The organism is Hydrogenophaga flava NBRC 102514 (assembly GCF_001571145.1).
GTDB classification, from domain to species: Bacteria; Pseudomonadota; Gammaproteobacteria; order Burkholderiales; family Burkholderiaceae_C; genus Hydrogenophaga; species Hydrogenophaga flava.
On record NZ_BCTF01000001.1, the window covers coordinates 59,099 to 74,788 of the forward strand.

The window sequence follows — 15,690 nt, forward strand, 5'->3', positions numbered from 1 at the left end:
ACAACACAGCGATTGACGCCGCTCGGTCGGTGTCACTATCATCGCGCCCTCTTTTCTCCACCCATTTCCACGGACAGACTCCCATGTGCTGCGTTGCCGCTCTCTGAAGCCGACACCTTGTTGGCGCCTTCAGTGCCCCTGATGGACCGCCTGCGATGAATGCCATGATTCACCGCACACCAACCAGCCACTGAAGCCGCCGACAGCAGCCCGCCCGTCCCGGTGATCCGCTTCCTGCAAGCCGTCGCCTCCCGCCCGTCCCTCGCATTGAGGGATGCCGCGCGTTCGAGACGATGTTCGCTGACGATGTCAGGAGATCACCATGTCCCCCTCCCCCATCGACCCGATTCATCGGGTCTCGCTTCCTCTGGTGCGCTACCCGAGGACCGTCCATCTGGAAGGCTCCCGCCTGCATGGCGACGACGACCCCCAGGTGGTCAAACTGCATTCCCTTGAACACCAGCATGTGGTGATCGAGGAGAAACTCGATGGCGCCAACTGCGCCGTGTCATTCACCGAATCTGGCGAGCTGCTGCTGCAATCCCGCGGGCACTACCTGGTCGGCGGCGGACGTGAGCGCCAGTTTGCACCGTTGCATCCGTGGGCGCGTGCCCATGAAGCCGCGTTGCTGGAGCGCTTGGAAGACCGCTTCGTGATGTACGGCGAGTGGACGTATGCCAAACACTCTGTGTTCTATGACCGGCTGCCGCACTTTTTTCATGAGTTCGACATCTGGGATCGACAGTCGCAGTGTTTCCTGAGCACACCGCTGCGACATGCACTGCTGGAGGGCTTGCCAGTGCTGTCTGTGCCGGTCTTGTATGAGGGCCCGATGCCGAGCCGGCTTAAAGACCTCACGAATCTGGTCGGACCATCACTGGCCAAGTCGGACGTTTGGGCCCAGGTCCTGCAAAACGAAGCCGAGAAGCGAAGGCTGGATTGGGCCACGACCTGGAAGCAGACCGATCACTCGGCCATGGCCGAGGGCCTGTACGTGAAAGTGGAAACACCTGAGCAGGTGATCGCACGCGTCAAGTGGGTCCGCCCCGACTTTACCCAGACGATTCTGGATTCGGGCTCTCACCACACCGAGCGCCCGATCATCCCCAACAGGCTGGACGATGGCGTGGATCTTTTCAGTCCGCAACTGACACGGAGCTGGCCGGATCTCGGACTGGTGACCAAGCGGGGCTTCGCCAATGCCAACACAGGGAGCAAACGATGAACAAACTCACAAAGAACGACTTGCATCTGCCCTGGGCAGAACTGATCCCGAGCAACGCCACGGCGCTGGACTGGCAGCAATGGTGTGCGGCGGTGCCGGACCTGTGCCGGCTCGACCACACCGTACAAGACCCGATCCACCACGCCGAGGGCGATGTCGGCACACACACCCGCATGGTCCTGGCGGCTTTGCTCGACGATCCGTTCTACACGGCGGCTGCGCCTGAAAGACAGTGGGTGATGTTCCTGGCCGCATTGCTGCACGACATTGCCAAGCCGGACACCACGGTCATCGATACCGACTCGGGGCGTGTCAGCCAGCCCGGTCACTCCCGGCGCGGTGCAGTGGACGCGCGACTGCTGTTGTGGCGCGCGGGCGCTCCCATCGAATTGCGCGAGGCCGTTTGCCGCGTCATTGCGGTGCACCAGGTGCCCTTCTTCGCGTTCGACTCCCGCCGAGGCGAGAGTGCTGAGTTCCTTGTGCGCAAGCTGTCCTGGGAACTGGATCTCCGGGAACTGGTGGCGGTCGCGCGCGCCGACATGACCGGCCGGGTGTGTACGGACCAGGCGGGGCATCTGGCGGACATCGAGCTCTTCGCAGAACTGGCGCGAGAGGAAGGGGCCTGGGGCCAGCCGCGTCCGTTTCAAAGCCAGCACACCGCGGTGGCGTACTTCCGCGGCGCATCGGTGCATCCCGATTCGGCACTGCACCGTCGCCCCGGCTCCAAGGTCACGCTGCTCAGCGGTCCACCCGCCGCAGGAAAGAACACCTGGGTTCGCCAACACCGCCCAAACTGGCCCGTGGTGTCGTTCGACGATGCCCGGGAAGAGCTGGGACTGCGGTACGGCAAGAACGAAGGCAAAGTAGCCCACCTGGCGCTTGACAAGGCCAGAGCGTTGCTGCGCGACCGGACGTCGTTTGTCTGGAACGCCACGCACCTGTCTCAACGCGTGAGAGAAAAGACCCTGGGCCTGCTGTTCGCCTACGACGCGGAGGTGGACATCGTGCACCTGGAGCAGACACCCGGAGAACTCCTGCGCAGGAACAAGGCCCGGGACACCAGCCTGAGCAACACGAAGCTGATGCAGATGCTGAACCACTGGGAAGCCCCTCTGCCGACCGAGGCACACAGTGTGCGCTTCGAGGTTGGTTAAGGGGGTTATGGGCTTTTGCGCCCATGCAGAAATAAAGTGTGAAGCGCGCCGATAAGCCGGATTCTGTGCACCCGGGTTGCCCCGGGTGTGACCGCCATTCCTCTGGGCCGGGGGTCACCCACCCGGCTCGATGCTACCTACCCGCCAGCTCCGCGGAACCACGTCAACGCTAGCCTATTTGGTATTGCTGCGCGTAGAGATTGCCCGTTTCACCCCGGCTGGTCTGCCTTGCGGCACTCCCACCGGACTCGTCTCTGTTGCTCTGATCCTCACCTTAGGGCCCTTCGGGTTGCCCCGTCAGGCTGGTCGGTGGAGAGGTGTTACCTCCTACGCTGTCCTGTGCAGTCCGGACGTTCCTCCAGTGCCCCCTTTCGGGTCCTCTTGCGAGGTTGCACCAGCGGCGGTCTGGCGCGCTTCACGAGCGTGATTATCCCGCACAAGGAATTCAGCGCCGGGCCGCCCCAAGCTGAATTCGCTCCCCCTTGGGGGGCAGCGACCCGCAAAGCGGCGGAGCGTGGGGGCTAAATCATCCGCCGGATCTTGCGGTGCCGCCACACCCCTGCGTAGTACGCGCTCTGCAGCACCAGCATGGTCACATAGGCCACCGGGAAGGCGATCCAGATGCCCTCCAGACCGAGGCGTGCATCCAGTGCATACGCCACCGGCAGCTGCACGCCCAGGATGCAGAACACCGAGATCGCCATCGGCACCAGCACGTCGCCGCTGGCGCGCATGATGCCGCCGATCACCGCCTGGAAGCCGAACACCAGGATGCTCCAGAGCATCAGGTGCAGCAGGTGCTGGGCCTGCGCATGAACGCTGTCCTGCGTGAGAAACAGGCCCAGTGCCCAGCTGGAGACGGCATAGCCCAGCAGCACCAGGCCGCCGGTGAGCGCGGCGTTCAGGCCCAGCCCGGTCTTCAGGATGGCCCCCAGGCGCTCGGTGCGCCCCGCGCCAATGGTCTGCGCGGCCAGGATGGACGCGGTGATGGCGATGGAGAGCGCCGGGAACTGCACATAGTTGACGATCTGCGTCACCGCTCCGTAGGCCGCCGTGGCCTGCGAGCCGTGGCCATTGACCAGCGCCAGGATCACCAGCTCCGACAGCGAAATCACCACCATCTGCAGACCCGTGGGCAGGCCGATGCGCATGACCTTGCCCAGGATGGCCCGGTCCAGCTTCAGCGCATGCAGCAGCTCGCGATCGGGCGCCAGCACGTGGTTCAGCCGCCGAAGGCGCAGCGTCAGGAACGTCAGGGCCGCCAGCTGCGACACGAAACCGGCCAGCGCCGCGCTGCGAATGCCCAGCGGCGGCAGGCCGATCCAGCCCTTGATCAGCAGCGGGGTCAGCGCCAGGCCGACCGTGGTCGAGATGAGCAGGGCCAGCAGCGGGGAGACGGTGTCGCTGACGCCGCGCAGCAGTTGCGTGAGCAGGATGAACACCAGCAGCAGCGGCATGAACAGCATCATCATGCGGGCGTAGGCCACCGCGTCGTCCAGCACGTCGGCCGGCGTGCCCAGCGCCACCATGGCCTCGCGCGCGAACACCGTGCCCACCATCGCGGTAACCAGGCCGATCAGAACGCCCAGCGTGATCGCCGTGCCCGCGATGGCCTTGACCTTGTGCGGCTCGCGCGCCCCCCAGGCCTGACCGATCAAGACCGAGGCACCCGTGCCCAGGCCGATGATCAGCGAGATGAAGAAGAAGACGATCGGGAACATGCCCGATACGGCCGCCAGCGCATGGGTGCCCAGCATCTGGCCGATGTAGATGCCGTTGAGCGTGCCCGAGAGGCCCTGCAGAATGTTCGACAGCACCATGGGCACGAGGAACAGCAGGTAGATGCGCCACAGGGGTTTGGTGGCCGGCGGATGGGAGGGGTCTAAAGTCTGGGACATGGCGTGTTTTATCCGGGTAAATTATTTTATCCGGGTAAATTAGGTGACAGCGTTTCTGGTTGGGCGCCCAGCGACAATAACGGCCTTCGCTGCTTGATGAACACAAGCCCCACGAGACCATGATCCGCATCGCCGAACTCAAACTGCCCCTGGCCGAGGTGCCCGCCGAGCACCGCCGCGCCGCCGACGCCCCCACCGAAACCGACGAAGACCGCGTGCCGCCGCCGCACCCGGTGGCCGCCCTCACCCGCCTGGCCGCCCAGGCGCTGCAGGTGGCGCCCGAGGCCATCGCCACTCTGTCGGTGTTCAAGCGCAGCTTCGACGCGCGCAAGGCCGACCTGCTGGCGGTCTACATCGTGGACGTGGCGCTGGCCGACACGTCGCTGGAGCCGCGCCTGCTGGCGCAGCACGAGAAGAACCCGCACATCCTGCCCACGCCCGACATGGCCTGGCACCCACCCGGCCATGCGCCGGCCGGCTGGCCCGCCGATGAGGCCGATCGGCCGGTGGTGATCGGTCTGGGCCCCTGCGGCCTGTTCACCGCGCTGGCGCTGGCGCAGATGGGTCTGAAGCCCATCGTGCTCGAACGCGGCAAGCCGGTGCGCGAGCGCACCAAGGACACCTGGGGCCTTTGGCGCAAGAAGGTGCTCAACCCGCAGAGCAACGTGCAGTACGGCGAAGGCGGTGCCGGCCTGTTCTCCGACGGCAAGCTCTACAGCCAGATCAAGGACCCGCGCTTCCTCGGCCGCAAGGTGATGCAGGAGTTCGTCGACGCCGGCGCGCCGACCGAGATCCTCTACCAGGCACACCCGCACATCGGCACCTTCAAACTGGTCAGGGTGGTCGAGGCCATGCGCGAGAAGATCGTGGCGCTGGGCGGCGAAATCCGCTTCCAGCACCAGGTCACCGGCGTGGTGCTGGCGCCGGCCGGTGACGGCCAGCAGCGGCTCACCGGCCTGCGCGTGCAGCGGCTCGACACCGGCGTCGCCATCGAAATGCCCGCGCGCCACGCCGTCTTCGCGCTCGGCCACAGTTCGCGCGACACCTTCGCCATGCTGCACGACGCGGGCGTCTACCTCGAAGCCAAGCCCTTCTCGGTGGGCTTCCGCATCGAACACCCGCAGGGCGTGATCGACCGCGCGCGCTGGGGCCGCCACGCCGGCCACCCGCTGCTGGGCGCGGCCGACTACAAGCTGGTGCACCACGCGAAAAACGGCCGCGCGGTCTACAGCTTCTGCATGTGTCCGGGCGGCACCGTGGTGGCCGCGACCAGCGAACCGGGTCGCGTCGTCACCAACGGCATGAGCCAGTACTCGCGCAACGAGCGCAACGCCAACGCCGGCATGGTGGTGGGCATCGACCTGGCCGACTACCCCATCCGCTTCCCGCAGGACGCGCCGCTGTGGACCGCCGCCTTCGGCGAGACCGACGGCCCGCGCTACGCGAAAGAAGCCGAGGCCCTGGCCGCCAAGGGCCAGACCCACCCGCTGGCGGGCATCGTGCTGCAGCGCCAGCTCGAAGCCCGGGCCTTCGAACTGGGCGGGCAGAGCTACGAAGCGCCGGGTCAGAAGGTCGGCGACTTCCTGTCCGGCACGCCGTCGACCACTTTTGGCGAGGTGCTGCCCTCGTACAAACCAGGCGTGAAACTGGGCGACCTGGCGCCCGCCCTGCCCGGTTTTGCCATCGAGGCCATGCGCGAGGCGCTGCCGGTGTTTGGCCTCAAGATCAAGGGCTACGACATGCCCGACGCCATGCTGACCGGCGTCGAGACCCGCACCAGCTCGCCGCTGCGCATCACGCGTGGCGACGACCTTCAGAGCCTGAACACGCGCGGCCTCTACCCGGCCGGCGAGGGCGCGGGCTACGCGGGCGGCATCCTGTCGGCCGGTGTGGACGGCATCAAGGTGGCCGAGGCGGTGAGCAAGGCCGTTCTCGGCCTCTGAACACCGCTGGTTACAACTGGCTCGCCAGCTTTACACCGGGTGCGGGGCGGCTTGACACAGGCCCCGCACAGTGGAGGCTCCTTCAACACACGGAGACCTCCATGAACTCCTCCCCCCGTTCCCTCCTGATCCCCGTCCTGTCCGGCGTGATGGCCCTCGCCGGCACCAGCGCCGCACAGGCGCAGGACGAACGAGGCCGCGTGCTCAGCAGCACCCCGGTGATCCAGCAGGTCGCCGTGCCGCAGCAGGTCTGCCAGAACGTGACGGTGCGCGAGCCGGCCCGCACCTCCGGTGCCGGCGCCATCATGGGCGCGATCGCCGGCGGCGCCATGGGCAACGCCATCGGTGACGGCAACGGCCGCGCCGCGGCCACCGCCATCGGCCTGTTCGGTGGCGCCATCCTGGGCAACAAGATCGAAGGCAAAGGCCAGGCGCACACCCGCACGGTGCAGGAGTGCAGCACGCAGAACGTGATGGAGAACCGGGTCGTCGCCTACAACGTGGTCTACGAATACGCCGGCCGCCAGTACAGCACCCAGATGCCGCAGGCCCCGGGCCGCTGGGTGCCGGTCAGCGTGATGCCGGTCGGCGCCGCCCCCGCCTACGGCCCCAGCTACCGCCCGCAGGCTTCGAACGCGCCGGAGGTGGTGCGCATCGGCGGCCAGCGCCCCTACCGCCACGACAACCGCCACTGGCGCGACCGTGAGGACGATCAGGGTGAGCGGTGGGACCGCTACTACCGCTGAACCACCCGGCCGGAAACAAAAAACGCGACCTTCGGGTCGCGTTTTTCATGGTCGGAGAACAATCAGAGCTTCTGGAGAGCTGAGATGCGCTCTTCCATTGGCGGGTGGGTCGAGAACAGTTTGCCCAGACCGCCGGTAATGCCCATGGCCTGCATGGTCTTGGGCAGTTCGCCGGGGGTCAGGCCGCCCAGGCGGGCCAGCGCGTTGATCATCGGCTGCTTGCGGCCCATGAGGTTGGCGGCACCGGCGTCGGCGCGGAATTCGCGCTGGCGCGAGAACCAGGCCACGATGATGGCGGCGACGAAGCCCAGCACGATGTCCAGCACGATGGTGGTGACCATGTAGCCGATGCCGGGGCCGGAGTTGCTGTCGCTGCCGCGGCGCAGGAAGCTGTCGACCGCGTAGCCGATCACGCGGCTGAGGAACACGACGAAGGTGTTCATCACGCCCTGGATCAGGGTCATGGTGACCATGTCGCCGTTGGCCACGTGGGCCACCTCATGGCCGATGACCGCCTCGACCTCTTCACGCGTCATGCTCTGCAGCAGGCCGGTGGACACCGCCACCAGGGCCGAGTTCTTGAAGGCGCCGGTGGCGAAGGCGTTGGGGGCACCTTCGTAGATGGCGACCTCGGGCATGCCGATGCCGGCCTTTTCGGCGAACTTCTGCACGGTCTGCACGATCCAGGCCTCGTCCGCCGTCTGAGGCTGGTTGATCACGCGGGCGCCGGTGCTCATCTTGGCCATGGTCTTGCTCATCAGCAGCGAAATGGTCGCGCCGCCGAAACCCATGATCAGCGAGAAGCCCGCCAGTGCGGTCATGTTCAGGCCGTTGGCCGTGAGGTAGCGGTCCACGCCCAGGATGCGCGAGGTGACCATCAGCACCGCCATCACGGCGACGTTGGTCAGAACGAACAGGAAGATGCGTTTCATGCAGGCTCCAAGGATTGAAACAAGGGACGGATGATAGTGGGGGGCCTCTGCCCCCTTTTCAAGCGCGGAATCAGACCTGGGGCAGCAGATAACGCCGTTCCCAGGCGCTGATCTCGCGCAGGAAATGGTCGTGCTCCAGCGACTTGACCGCCAGATAGCCGCGCACAAAACGCTCGCCCATCAGCCGGCTGGCGGTCTGACTTCGCGACATCTGATCCAGTGCGCCGTCAAAGGTTCGCGGCAGGCTGCGCGCCTGGTGGTAGCCGTTGCCGGTCACCGGCTCGGATGGCGCCAGCCGATCCTCCATGCCCGCCAGCCCGGCCGCCAGCGTCGCCGCGATGGCCAGGTAGGGGTTGGCGTCGGCGCCGGCCAGGCGGTTTTCCACCCGGCGCGCGGCCGGGCCGCTGACCGGCACGCGCAGGCCGGCGGTGCGGTTGTCGTGGCCCCACTGCACGTTGGTCGGCGCCTGGCTGCCGGCCACGTAGCGGCGGTAGCTGTTGACGGTGGGCGCGTAGATGAGCATCAGGTCCGGCGTATAGGCTTGCAGGCCGCCGATGTAGTGGAAGAAGGCCTCGCTGGCCGATCCGTCGGCGTTGCTGAACACGTTGCGCCCCTGCGCGTCCACCACGCTCTGGTGCAGGTGCATGGAACTGCCGGCCTGGCCGGCGATGGGCTTGGCCATGAAGACCGCGTTGAGACCGTGCTGCAGGGCGATCTCGCGCGCAGCAGTCTTGAACAGAAAGGCCTGGTTGGCCACCGCGACCGGGTCGCCGTGCAGCAGGTTGATCTCGTACTGGTTCTCGCCCACCTCGTGCAGCCAGGTGTCGGCGCGGATGCCCAGGCCATCGATGGCGGCGTGGAAGGCGTCCCAGAACGGCGCCAGCTCATTGAGCGCGTTCAGGCTGAAGGCCGACTGGCCGACCTCGGGCCGGCCACCCTTGCCGGTGGGCGAGGCCAGCGGCTGGGCCGGGTCGGTCATGGCCGCCGTCAGGTAGAACTCGATCTCGGGCGCCACCACAGGGGTCAGGCCTTGCTTGGCGTAGCGGGCCACCACGTTCCTGAGCACCGAGCGCGGCGCGAATTCGCAGAGGCTGCCGTCCATTTCATAGGCGTCGTGCACCGCCATGTAGCGCGGCACGCTGGCCCAGGGCGAGCGCTTGAGCGTGGTGAGGTCGGGCACCAGGCGCACGTCCGGGTCGCTGTCCGGGAAGATGGGGTCGTAGCTGTACTCGCCCGTGACGCACTGCATCGGGATGGCTTGGCAGATGCGCAGCTCGGTGCCGCCGGCAAAGCTCGCCGCGGGCATGAGCTTGCCGCGTGGATAACCGGTGACATCGGCGAACAGGCATTCGACGTCGCGCACGCCGGTTTCCCGGAAGTGGGCGGCCAGGGTGGCTCGGTCGGCGTCGAGGGCGAGGTTCAGGTGGGACCAGGAGAGCGAGGCGGAAGAGGTCATGTCGTCGGTGCGAAAGCGGTTCGGGGCGGCCGGAACACGGAGACGTCGTCGTAGAACGCCGGGTCCTGGTTCGCCGGCCACCAGCCCGGCACCCCCAGCACGGGCAGCGGGGTGAAGGGTTTGGTCGCCAGCTCGGCAGCGGTCAGGCGCGCCGCCAGCCAGCGGTCCCAGGCGGCCACATCGCTCCCCAGTTCGGGGGGCACGGGCGCCCGGTAGACATGCCCGGTGATGGACTTGTAGGGGGAGACCAGCTTCTCGGTCAGCGCGTGGCCGAACAGTACCAGCCGGGTCTGCCCCCACAGGGACCGCAGGTCCACGAACAACCGGGTCCACTCGCGCGCAATCAGGGCGCCCCAGATCGCATCGGGGGCCTGCAGAAGCACCGCGTTTTCGTCGAACAGCGTGATCGCGTCGCGCACCGGCCCGCGCACCTGGCTCACCCCGGCCTGGGCGATCTGCGCCGCCTGCAGGCGGTTGAGCAGGCGCTTGGTGGCGGGGAAGCGGGCCCACACCAGGCCGTTGAAGAAGTCGTGCAGGCCTTCGCGCGTCGGCACGGCGCCCTGCTCGAAGATGAACTGCTCGTAGGCCACGCCCTCGGGCAGCTCTGCTTGCGGCACGAACCGCGGGCCGGCGGTACCAATCTGGCGGTTCAGCGCCTGCGGCAGCGGCACGCCCTGCTCACAGGCCGCGCGCACCGCGGCCCCGGCGACCGCAAAGGGCGCGTTCCAGGGCTGAGACCAGTCGGGCGAGGGCCAGCCGGTGCCGGCGTTGCCGACGGCGCACATGCCGGGTCAGGCCACCAGCTGCCAGGGCAGCGCCTCGCCCGAGCGCAGCGGCTTGAGCTCGGCCTCGCCGAAGGCGAAGCTCTCGGGCGGGGTCCAGCTCTGCTTGCGCAGGGTGATGGTGCCGCTGTTGCGCGGCAGACCGTAGAAGGCCGGGCCATTGAAGCTGGCGAAGGCTTCGAGTTTGTCCAGGGCGCCCGCGGCCTCAAAGGCTTCGGCGTACATCTCGATGGCGGCGTGGGCGGTGTAGCAGCCGGCGCAGCCGGTGGCGTGTTCCTTCAGGTGGGCCGGGTGCGGCGCGCTGTCGGTGCCCAGGAAGAATCTGGCATTGCCGCCGGTGGCCGCAGCCACCAGGGCCTGGCGGTGGGTTTCGCGCTTGAGCACCGGCAGGCAGTAGTAGTGCGGGCGGATGCCGCCGGTGAAGATGGCGTTGCGGTTGTAGAGCAGGTGGTGGGCGGTGATGGTCGCGCCCAGATGGGCGTCGGCCTCGGCCACGTACTGCACGGCTTCTTTGGTGGTGATGTGTTCCATCACGATCTTCAGGCCCGGGAAGTCCTTGCGCAGCGGTTCCAGCTGCTGCTCGATGAACACCGCCTCGCGGTCGAACAGGTCGATGTCGGGGCTGGTCACTTCACCATGCACCAGCAGCAGCACGCCGGCCTTCTGCATGGCTTCCAGTGTCTTGTAGGTCTTGCGGATGTCGGTCACGCCCGCGTCGCTGTTGGTGGTGGCACCGGCCGGGTAGAGCTTGCAGGCGACCACGCCCGCGTCCTTCGCCCGGGCGATCTCGTCGGCCGGCAGGTTGTCGGTCAGGTACAGCGTCATCAGCGGCTCGAAGGCCATGCCCGCGGGCACGGCGGCGCGGATGCGGTCGGCGTAAGCCGTGGCCTGGGCCGCTGTGGTCACCGGCGGCTTGAGGTTGGGCATGATGATCGCGCGGCCGAACTGGGCGGCGGTGTGGGGGACGACGGTGTTCAGGGCGGCGCCGTCGCGCACGTGCAGGTGCCAGTCGTCGGGGCGGGTGATCGTGAGGGAGGTGGTGGGGGCGTTCATCCCTCGATTTTCCCACCCCGCGCGGCTCACTTGCTGTGGGTCGCCAGGTGCCGCTCGAGATCGTTCCAGAACGCGTCCACCGAGCCCTTGGCCTTGCGGGTGCCAGGGCGCTCGCGGTAGATGCGGATGTCCAGCGTCGTGTCCAGCCCTTCGCCCGCGCTCACCAGCCGCTTGGCGCGCAGTTCGCGCCGCACCGCGCTGGCCGGCAGGAAGGCGATGCCGTGGCCTTCGAGCGCCATGGCCTTGAGGCCTTCGGACATGTCGGTTTCGTAGATGCGGTCCAGGTGCACCGGCGTAGGGCTGCTCTTGAGCACCTGCTCCACCGCGCGGCCCATGTAGGCCCCCGGCGCATAGGCCAGGTAGGGCAAGGGGTGCGCCGTGGTGCCCGGCAGGCGGAACATCGGCTCGCCGTGCTCGTTGGGCTTGACGTAGGGCGAGAGCGTCTCGCGGCCCAGCGGCAGCATCTCGTAGCGCGCGGCGTCCAGCTGGATGGGCTGCGAGGTGTGGTGGTAGGCGATCAGCAGGTCGCAGCTGCTCTCCACCAGGCGCATCACCGCGTCGTGCACGTTCATCGCGATCAGCCGGCTCTTGATCGGCCCGCAGCTCTCGCGCAGGCCCGAGAGCCAGGACGGGAAAAACGTGAAGGCCAGCGTGTGCGGCACGGCGAACTCGATCACGTCCTGCGCCGCCGCGGTGTGGGCGCGCAGCATGGCGCGCGTGCTCTGCAGGGCCTGCAGCATCTCCAGCGACTGGTCGTACAGGGTCTGACCCGCGGGCGTGAGCCGGGTCGGGTACGAAGACCGGTCCACCAGATCGGTGCCGGCCCAGGCCTCCAGCGACTGGATGCGGCGCGAGAACGCGGGTTGTGTGACGTGGCGCAGCTGCGCGGAGCGGCTGAAGCTGCGCGTCTCGGCCAGGCTCACGAAGTCTTCCAGCCACTTGGTTTCCATGGCGGCGGATTATGCGCGCCGTGCATGGGCGCACATCCCCCTGTTTTTCCGGGTTTTGGAGCCTGCCCGGTTCCGTTACGATATCCGCAACCTAGGGTTAACCCTAATGTCGCGCACCATGACCCAGAACCCGCCCGCCATCCACCCGTCCCGCATCGCCCACCCCGGCCTGCGCCAGAAAATCATGTCGGCCGACGCGGCCGCCGCCCAGATCCACCACGGCGACCACGTGGGCATGAGCGGTTTCACCGGCGCGGGCTATCCCAAGCTGGTGCCCCAGGCCTTGGCGCGTCACATCCAGCAGCAGCACGACGCCGGGCACGAGTTCCGCATCGGCCTGTGGACCGGTGCCTCGACCGCGCCAGAGCTCGACGGCGCGCTGGCCAAGGTGGGTGGCATGGACATGCGCCTGCCCTACCAGTCCGACCCGACCTGCCGCGCCCGCATCAACGCCGGCGACATGGCCTACACCGACATCCACCTCTCGCACGTGGCGCAGTACGTGTGGTTCGGCTTCCTCGGCAAACTGAACGTGGCGGTGATCGAGGTCGCCGGCATCCTGGAGGATGGCCGCCTGATCCCGGCCACCTCGGTCGGCAACAACAAGACCTGGCTGGACCAGGCCGACAAGGTGATCCTGGAAGTCAACCACGGCCACCCTCTGGCGCTGGAAGGCATGCACGACATCTACTACGGCACCGAGCGCCCGCCGCACCGCAAGCCGATCCCGATGACCGATGCCGGCGACCGCATCGGCACGCCGTATCTGCACTGCGACCCGGCCAAGGTGATCGCGGTGGTGGAAACAAACCTGCCCGACCGCGACACCCGCTTCGCTGCCCCCGACGAGGCCTCGCGCCGCATCGCCGGCCACCTGATGGACTTCTTCCAGAACGAGGTGAAGCAGGGCCGCCTTCCCGAAGACCTGCTGCCGCTGCAGTCGGGCGTGGGCAATATCGCCAACGCGGTGCTGGAGAGCCTGAACGACGGCCCCTTCACCGGTCTGCAGGGTTACACCGAGGTGCTGCAGGACGGCATGCTCGCCCTGCTCAAGAGCGGCAAGATGCGCATGGCCTCGTCCACCGCCATTTCGCTCTCGGCAGAGGTCATGAAAGAGTTCAACGCGAACCTGGACTTTTACCGCGAGCGCATCGTGCTGCGCCCACAGGAGATCAGCAACCACCCCGAGGTGATCCGCCGCCTGGGCCTGATCGCCATGAACGGCATGATCGAGGCCGACCTGTACGGCAATGTGAACTCCACCCACGTGATGGGCACGCGCATCATGAACGGTATCGGCGGCTCGGGCGACTTCGCGCGCAACGCCTACATCTCCATCTTCATGACGCCGTCCACCGCCAAGGGCGGCAGCATCAGCTGCATCGTGCCCATGGTCAGCCACGTGGACCACACCGAACACGACGTGCAGATCGTCGTGACCGAACAGGGCCTGGCCGACCTGCGCGGCCTGTCACCGCGCCAGCGCTCTCGCCTGATCATCGAGCGCTGCGCCCATCCGGACTTTCGGCCCGCGCTGCTGGACTACGTGGAGCGCAGCGAAGCCAACGCGAAGGCCGGCCACGCTGGCATGCACACGCCGCACCTGCTGGAAGAAGCGCTGAGCTGGCACAGCCGGTACGAGCGCACCGGCAGCATGAAGCCTTAGTCGGCGCCGGACTGCTGCAAGGCCCACATGCCGGCGTAGGTGCCGCCGCGCGCCACCAGCTCAGCATGTGTGCCGCGCTCCACGATTTCGCCGTGGACCAGCACCAGGATCTCGTGCGCGTCGACCACCGTCGACAGCCGGTGCGCGATCACCAGCGAGGTCTTGTTGCGCGCCGCGCTCTTGAGCTCGGCCTGGATGGCCCGCTCGTTGGCCGAGTCCAGCGCTGAGGTGGCCTCGTCGAAGATCACGATGGGCGGGTTCTTCAGCAGGGTGCGCGCGATCGCCACGCGCTGCTTCTCGCCGCCCGAGAGCTTGAGCCCGCGCTCGCCCACCGTCGTCTGGTAACCCTTGGGCAGCTTCTCGATGAAGGCGTGGATGTGGGCCGCCTTGGCCGCCTCCACCGCCGCGTCGTGCCCGGCATCGGGCCGGCCGTAGAGGATGTTGTATTCGATGCTGTCGTTGAACAGCACCGTGTCCTGCGGCACGATGCCGATGGCCTGGCGCACGCTGGACTGGGTGACCTCGCGGATGTCCTGGCCGTTGATGGTGATGCGGCCACCGCCGTGGGGACCGCCAGGCTCGTGGTTCGTCACGTCGTAGAAGCGGTAGAGCAGCCGTGCCAGCGTGCTCTTGCCCGAGCCCGAGGGACCGACCACCGCCACCGTCTTGCCCGCCGGAATCTCGAAGCTGATTCCGTGCAGGATCTCGCGCGCTGGCTCATAGGAAAAGCGCACGTTCTCGAACCTCAACGCCGGTGGGCCGTCCAGCACCAGCGGCTGAGCGCCCGGCGCGTCGGCGATTTCTCGCTCCTTCTCCAGCAGCACGAACATCTTGTCCAGGTCGGTCAGGCTCTGCTTGATCTCGCGGTAGAGCACGCCCAGGAACCCCAGCGGGATGTAGAGCTGGATCATGAAGGCGTTGACCATCACCAGGTCGCCCAGGGTCATGTGCCCGGCGGCCACGCCCTGGGTGGCGCGGTACAGCATCAGCACCAGCGCCACCGCGATCACCAGCTGCTGCCCGGTGTTGAGCATGGACAGCGTGGTCTGGCTCTTGATGCGCGCCTTGCGCAGCTTCTCCAGCGACTCGTCGTAGCGCCGTGCCTCGAAGGCCTCGTTGTTGAAGTACTTGACCGTCTCGTAGTTGAGCAGCGAGTCGATGGCCTTGGTCTGGCTGGTGGACTCCAGCTCGTTCATCTCACGGCGGAACTTGGTGCGCCACTCGGTCACCGTCACCGTGAAGGTGATGTAGAGCACCAGCGCCACCAGCGTGATCCACACGTAGCCCATGTCGAACTTGGTGCCCAGCAGGGTGAGCACGAACGCGACCTCGATCAGCGTCGGGAAGATGCTGTAGAGCGAATACGAGATCAGCGACTGCACGCCGCGCGTGCCGCGTTCGATGTCGCGCGTCATGCCGCCGGTCTGGCGCTCCAGGTGGAAGCGCAGGCTCAGCGCGTGCAGGTGGCCGAAGACCTGCAGCGCAATGGAGCGCGTGGCGCCCTCGGTGGCCTTGGCGAACACCAGCTCGCGCAGCTCGGTGAACACGCTGGTGGACAGGCGCAGCAGGCCGTAGGCCACGATCAGCCCCAGCGGCACCACCAGCAGCGCCATGGCGCTGCCGGGTTTGATCGTCATCGCGTCCACCAGCTCCTTGAGCAGCAGCGGCACGCCGACGTTGGCACCCTTGGCGGCCACCATGAAGACCAGCGCAGCGATGACGCGCCACTTGTACTGCCAGAGGTAAGGGAACAGGCGGCGCAGCGTCGCCCAGTCGGACCGGGCGGGCTGGGCGACGCTGTCGGCGGTGGGCGCGGGATAGGCGGCCCGGGATACGGACGAGGGGCGCATGCGGGACAATCGTGGGAGTTTTCAAGAGATTGTGC

At 67.3% G+C, this 15,690-nt stretch carries 12 protein-coding genes and 1 other RNA gene; 5 read left to right on the forward strand and 8 right to left on the reverse strand.

Features of this window, described 5'->3' with window-relative positions; all coding sequences use genetic code 11:
* The first annotated feature begins 322 nt into the window (after positions 1-322).
* Complete coding sequence (locus HFL01S_RS00280) at positions 323-1,225, forward strand: RNA ligase family protein (protein WP_066253044.1); 903 nt, start codon at positions 323-325, stop codon at positions 1,223-1,225.
* Positions 1,226-1,245: 20 nt separating this feature from the next.
* On the forward strand, positions 1,246-2,379 hold the full coding sequence (locus HFL01S_RS00285; RefSeq protein ID WP_439648593.1) for an AAA family ATPase: 1,134 nt from the start codon (positions 1,246-1,248) through the stop codon (positions 2,377-2,379).
* Positions 2,380-2,415: 36 nt separating this feature from the next.
* On the opposite strand, the gene rnpB is transcribed toward HFL01S_RS00285, so the two are convergent.
* An RNA gene (gene rnpB, locus HFL01S_RS00290) (RNase P RNA component class A) lies at positions 2,416-2,796 on the reverse strand.
* A gap of 104 nt (positions 2,797-2,900) precedes the next feature.
* Positions 2,901-4,277: an MATE family efflux transporter gene (locus HFL01S_RS00295; RefSeq protein ID WP_066253049.1), complete on the reverse strand. Its 1,377-nt coding sequence runs from the start codon at positions 4,275-4,277 to the stop codon at positions 2,901-2,903.
* 119 nt (positions 4,278-4,396) lie between these two features.
* Here HFL01S_RS00295 and HFL01S_RS00300 point away from each other — a divergent pair, with 119 nt between their 5' ends.
* Positions 4,397-6,220 carry an NAD(P)/FAD-dependent oxidoreductase gene (locus HFL01S_RS00300; protein WP_066253052.1) on the forward strand — a complete coding sequence of 608 codons (1,824 nt, stop codon included), beginning with the start codon at positions 4,397-4,399 and terminating at the stop codon, positions 6,218-6,220.
* A gap of 101 nt (positions 6,221-6,321) precedes the next feature.
* On the forward strand, positions 6,322-6,966 hold the full coding sequence (locus HFL01S_RS00305) for a glycine zipper 2TM domain-containing protein (protein WP_066253054.1): 645 nt from the start codon (positions 6,322-6,324) through the stop codon (positions 6,964-6,966).
* A gap of 62 nt (positions 6,967-7,028) precedes the next feature.
* Here the strand turns inward: HFL01S_RS00305 and htpX are convergent, their stop codons facing one another.
* The 5 genes from htpX to HFL01S_RS00330 form a co-directional block, all read right to left on the reverse strand.
* Positions 7,029-7,898: a protease HtpX gene (gene htpX / locus HFL01S_RS00310; protein ID WP_066253056.1), complete on the reverse strand. Its 870-nt coding sequence runs from the start codon at positions 7,896-7,898 to the stop codon at positions 7,029-7,031.
* Positions 7,899-7,968: 70 nt separating this feature from the next.
* A complete protein-coding gene (locus tag HFL01S_RS00315) occupies positions 7,969-9,354 on the reverse strand; it encodes a glutamine synthetase family protein (protein ID WP_218008585.1) in 1,386 nt (461 codons plus the stop codon).
* Positions 9,351-10,139: a DUF3025 domain-containing protein gene (locus HFL01S_RS00320; RefSeq protein ID WP_066253058.1), complete on the reverse strand. Its 789-nt coding sequence runs from the start codon at positions 10,137-10,139 to the stop codon at positions 9,351-9,353. The genes HFL01S_RS00315 and HFL01S_RS00320 overlap by 4 nt, the downstream gene beginning before the upstream one ends.
* A gap of 6 nt (positions 10,140-10,145) precedes the next feature.
* Positions 10,146-11,189, reverse strand: a complete 1,044-nt coding sequence (pyrC, locus tag HFL01S_RS00325; RefSeq protein WP_066253060.1) for a dihydroorotase — start codon at positions 11,187-11,189, stop codon at positions 10,146-10,148.
* A 26-nt stretch (positions 11,190-11,215) separates the two neighbouring features.
* Positions 11,216-12,139: a LysR substrate-binding domain-containing protein gene (locus tag HFL01S_RS00330; protein ID WP_066253063.1), complete on the reverse strand. Its 924-nt coding sequence runs from the start codon at positions 12,137-12,139 to the stop codon at positions 11,216-11,218.
* A 118-nt stretch (positions 12,140-12,257) separates the two neighbouring features.
* Here HFL01S_RS00330 and scpC point away from each other — a divergent pair, with 118 nt between their 5' ends.
* The gene (gene scpC / locus HFL01S_RS00335) at positions 12,258-13,805 is read left to right on the forward strand and encodes a succinyl-CoA:acetate CoA-transferase ScpC (protein WP_066253753.1); all 1,548 of its coding nucleotides are present in this window, start codon (positions 12,258-12,260) and stop codon (positions 13,803-13,805) included.
* On the opposite strand, the gene HFL01S_RS00340 is transcribed toward scpC, so the two are convergent.
* Positions 13,802-15,655, reverse strand: a complete 1,854-nt coding sequence (locus tag HFL01S_RS00340) for an ABCB family ABC transporter ATP-binding protein/permease (protein WP_066253064.1) — start codon at positions 15,653-15,655, stop codon at positions 13,802-13,804. The two genes, scpC and HFL01S_RS00340, sit on opposite strands and share 4 nt — an antisense overlap.
* Between the last annotated feature and the right edge of the window lie 35 nt (positions 15,656-15,690).

What these genes read in the sequence shown, in the direction of transcription:
- HFL01S_RS00280 (WP_066253044.1), top strand. Translation starts at nt 323, where the DNA reads ATGTCCCCCTCCCCCATCGACCCGATTCATCGGGTCTCGCTTCCTCTG.
- HFL01S_RS00295 (WP_066253049.1), bottom strand. Translation starts at nt 4,277, where the DNA reads ATGTCCCAGACTTTAGACCCCTCCCATCCGCCGGCCACCAAACCCCTG.
- HFL01S_RS00300 (WP_066253052.1), top strand. Translation starts at nt 4,397, where the DNA reads ATGATCCGCATCGCCGAACTCAAACTGCCCCTGGCCGAGGTGCCCGCC.
- HFL01S_RS00305 (WP_066253054.1), top strand. Translation starts at nt 6,322, where the DNA reads ATGAACTCCTCCCCCCGTTCCCTCCTGATCCCCGTCCTGTCCGGCGTG.
- htpX (WP_066253056.1), bottom strand. Translation starts at nt 7,898, where the DNA reads ATGAAACGCATCTTCCTGTTCGTTCTGACCAACGTCGCCGTGATGGCG.
- HFL01S_RS00315 (WP_218008585.1), bottom strand. Translation starts at nt 9,354, where the DNA reads ATGACCTCTTCCGCCTCGCTCTCCTGGTCCCACCTGAACCTCGCCCTC.
- HFL01S_RS00320 (WP_066253058.1), bottom strand. Translation starts at nt 10,139, where the DNA reads ATGTGCGCCGTCGGCAACGCCGGCACCGGCTGGCCCTCGCCCGACTGG.
- pyrC (WP_066253060.1), bottom strand. Translation starts at nt 11,189, where the DNA reads ATGAACGCCCCCACCACCTCCCTCACGATCACCCGCCCCGACGACTGG.
- HFL01S_RS00330 (WP_066253063.1), bottom strand. Translation starts at nt 12,139, where the DNA reads ATGGAAACCAAGTGGCTGGAAGACTTCGTGAGCCTGGCCGAGACGCGC.
- scpC (WP_066253753.1), top strand. Translation starts at nt 12,258, where the DNA reads ATGACCCAGAACCCGCCCGCCATCCACCCGTCCCGCATCGCCCACCCC.
- HFL01S_RS00340 (WP_066253064.1), bottom strand. Translation starts at nt 15,655, where the DNA reads ATGCGCCCCTCGTCCGTATCCCGGGCCGCCTATCCCGCGCCCACCGCC.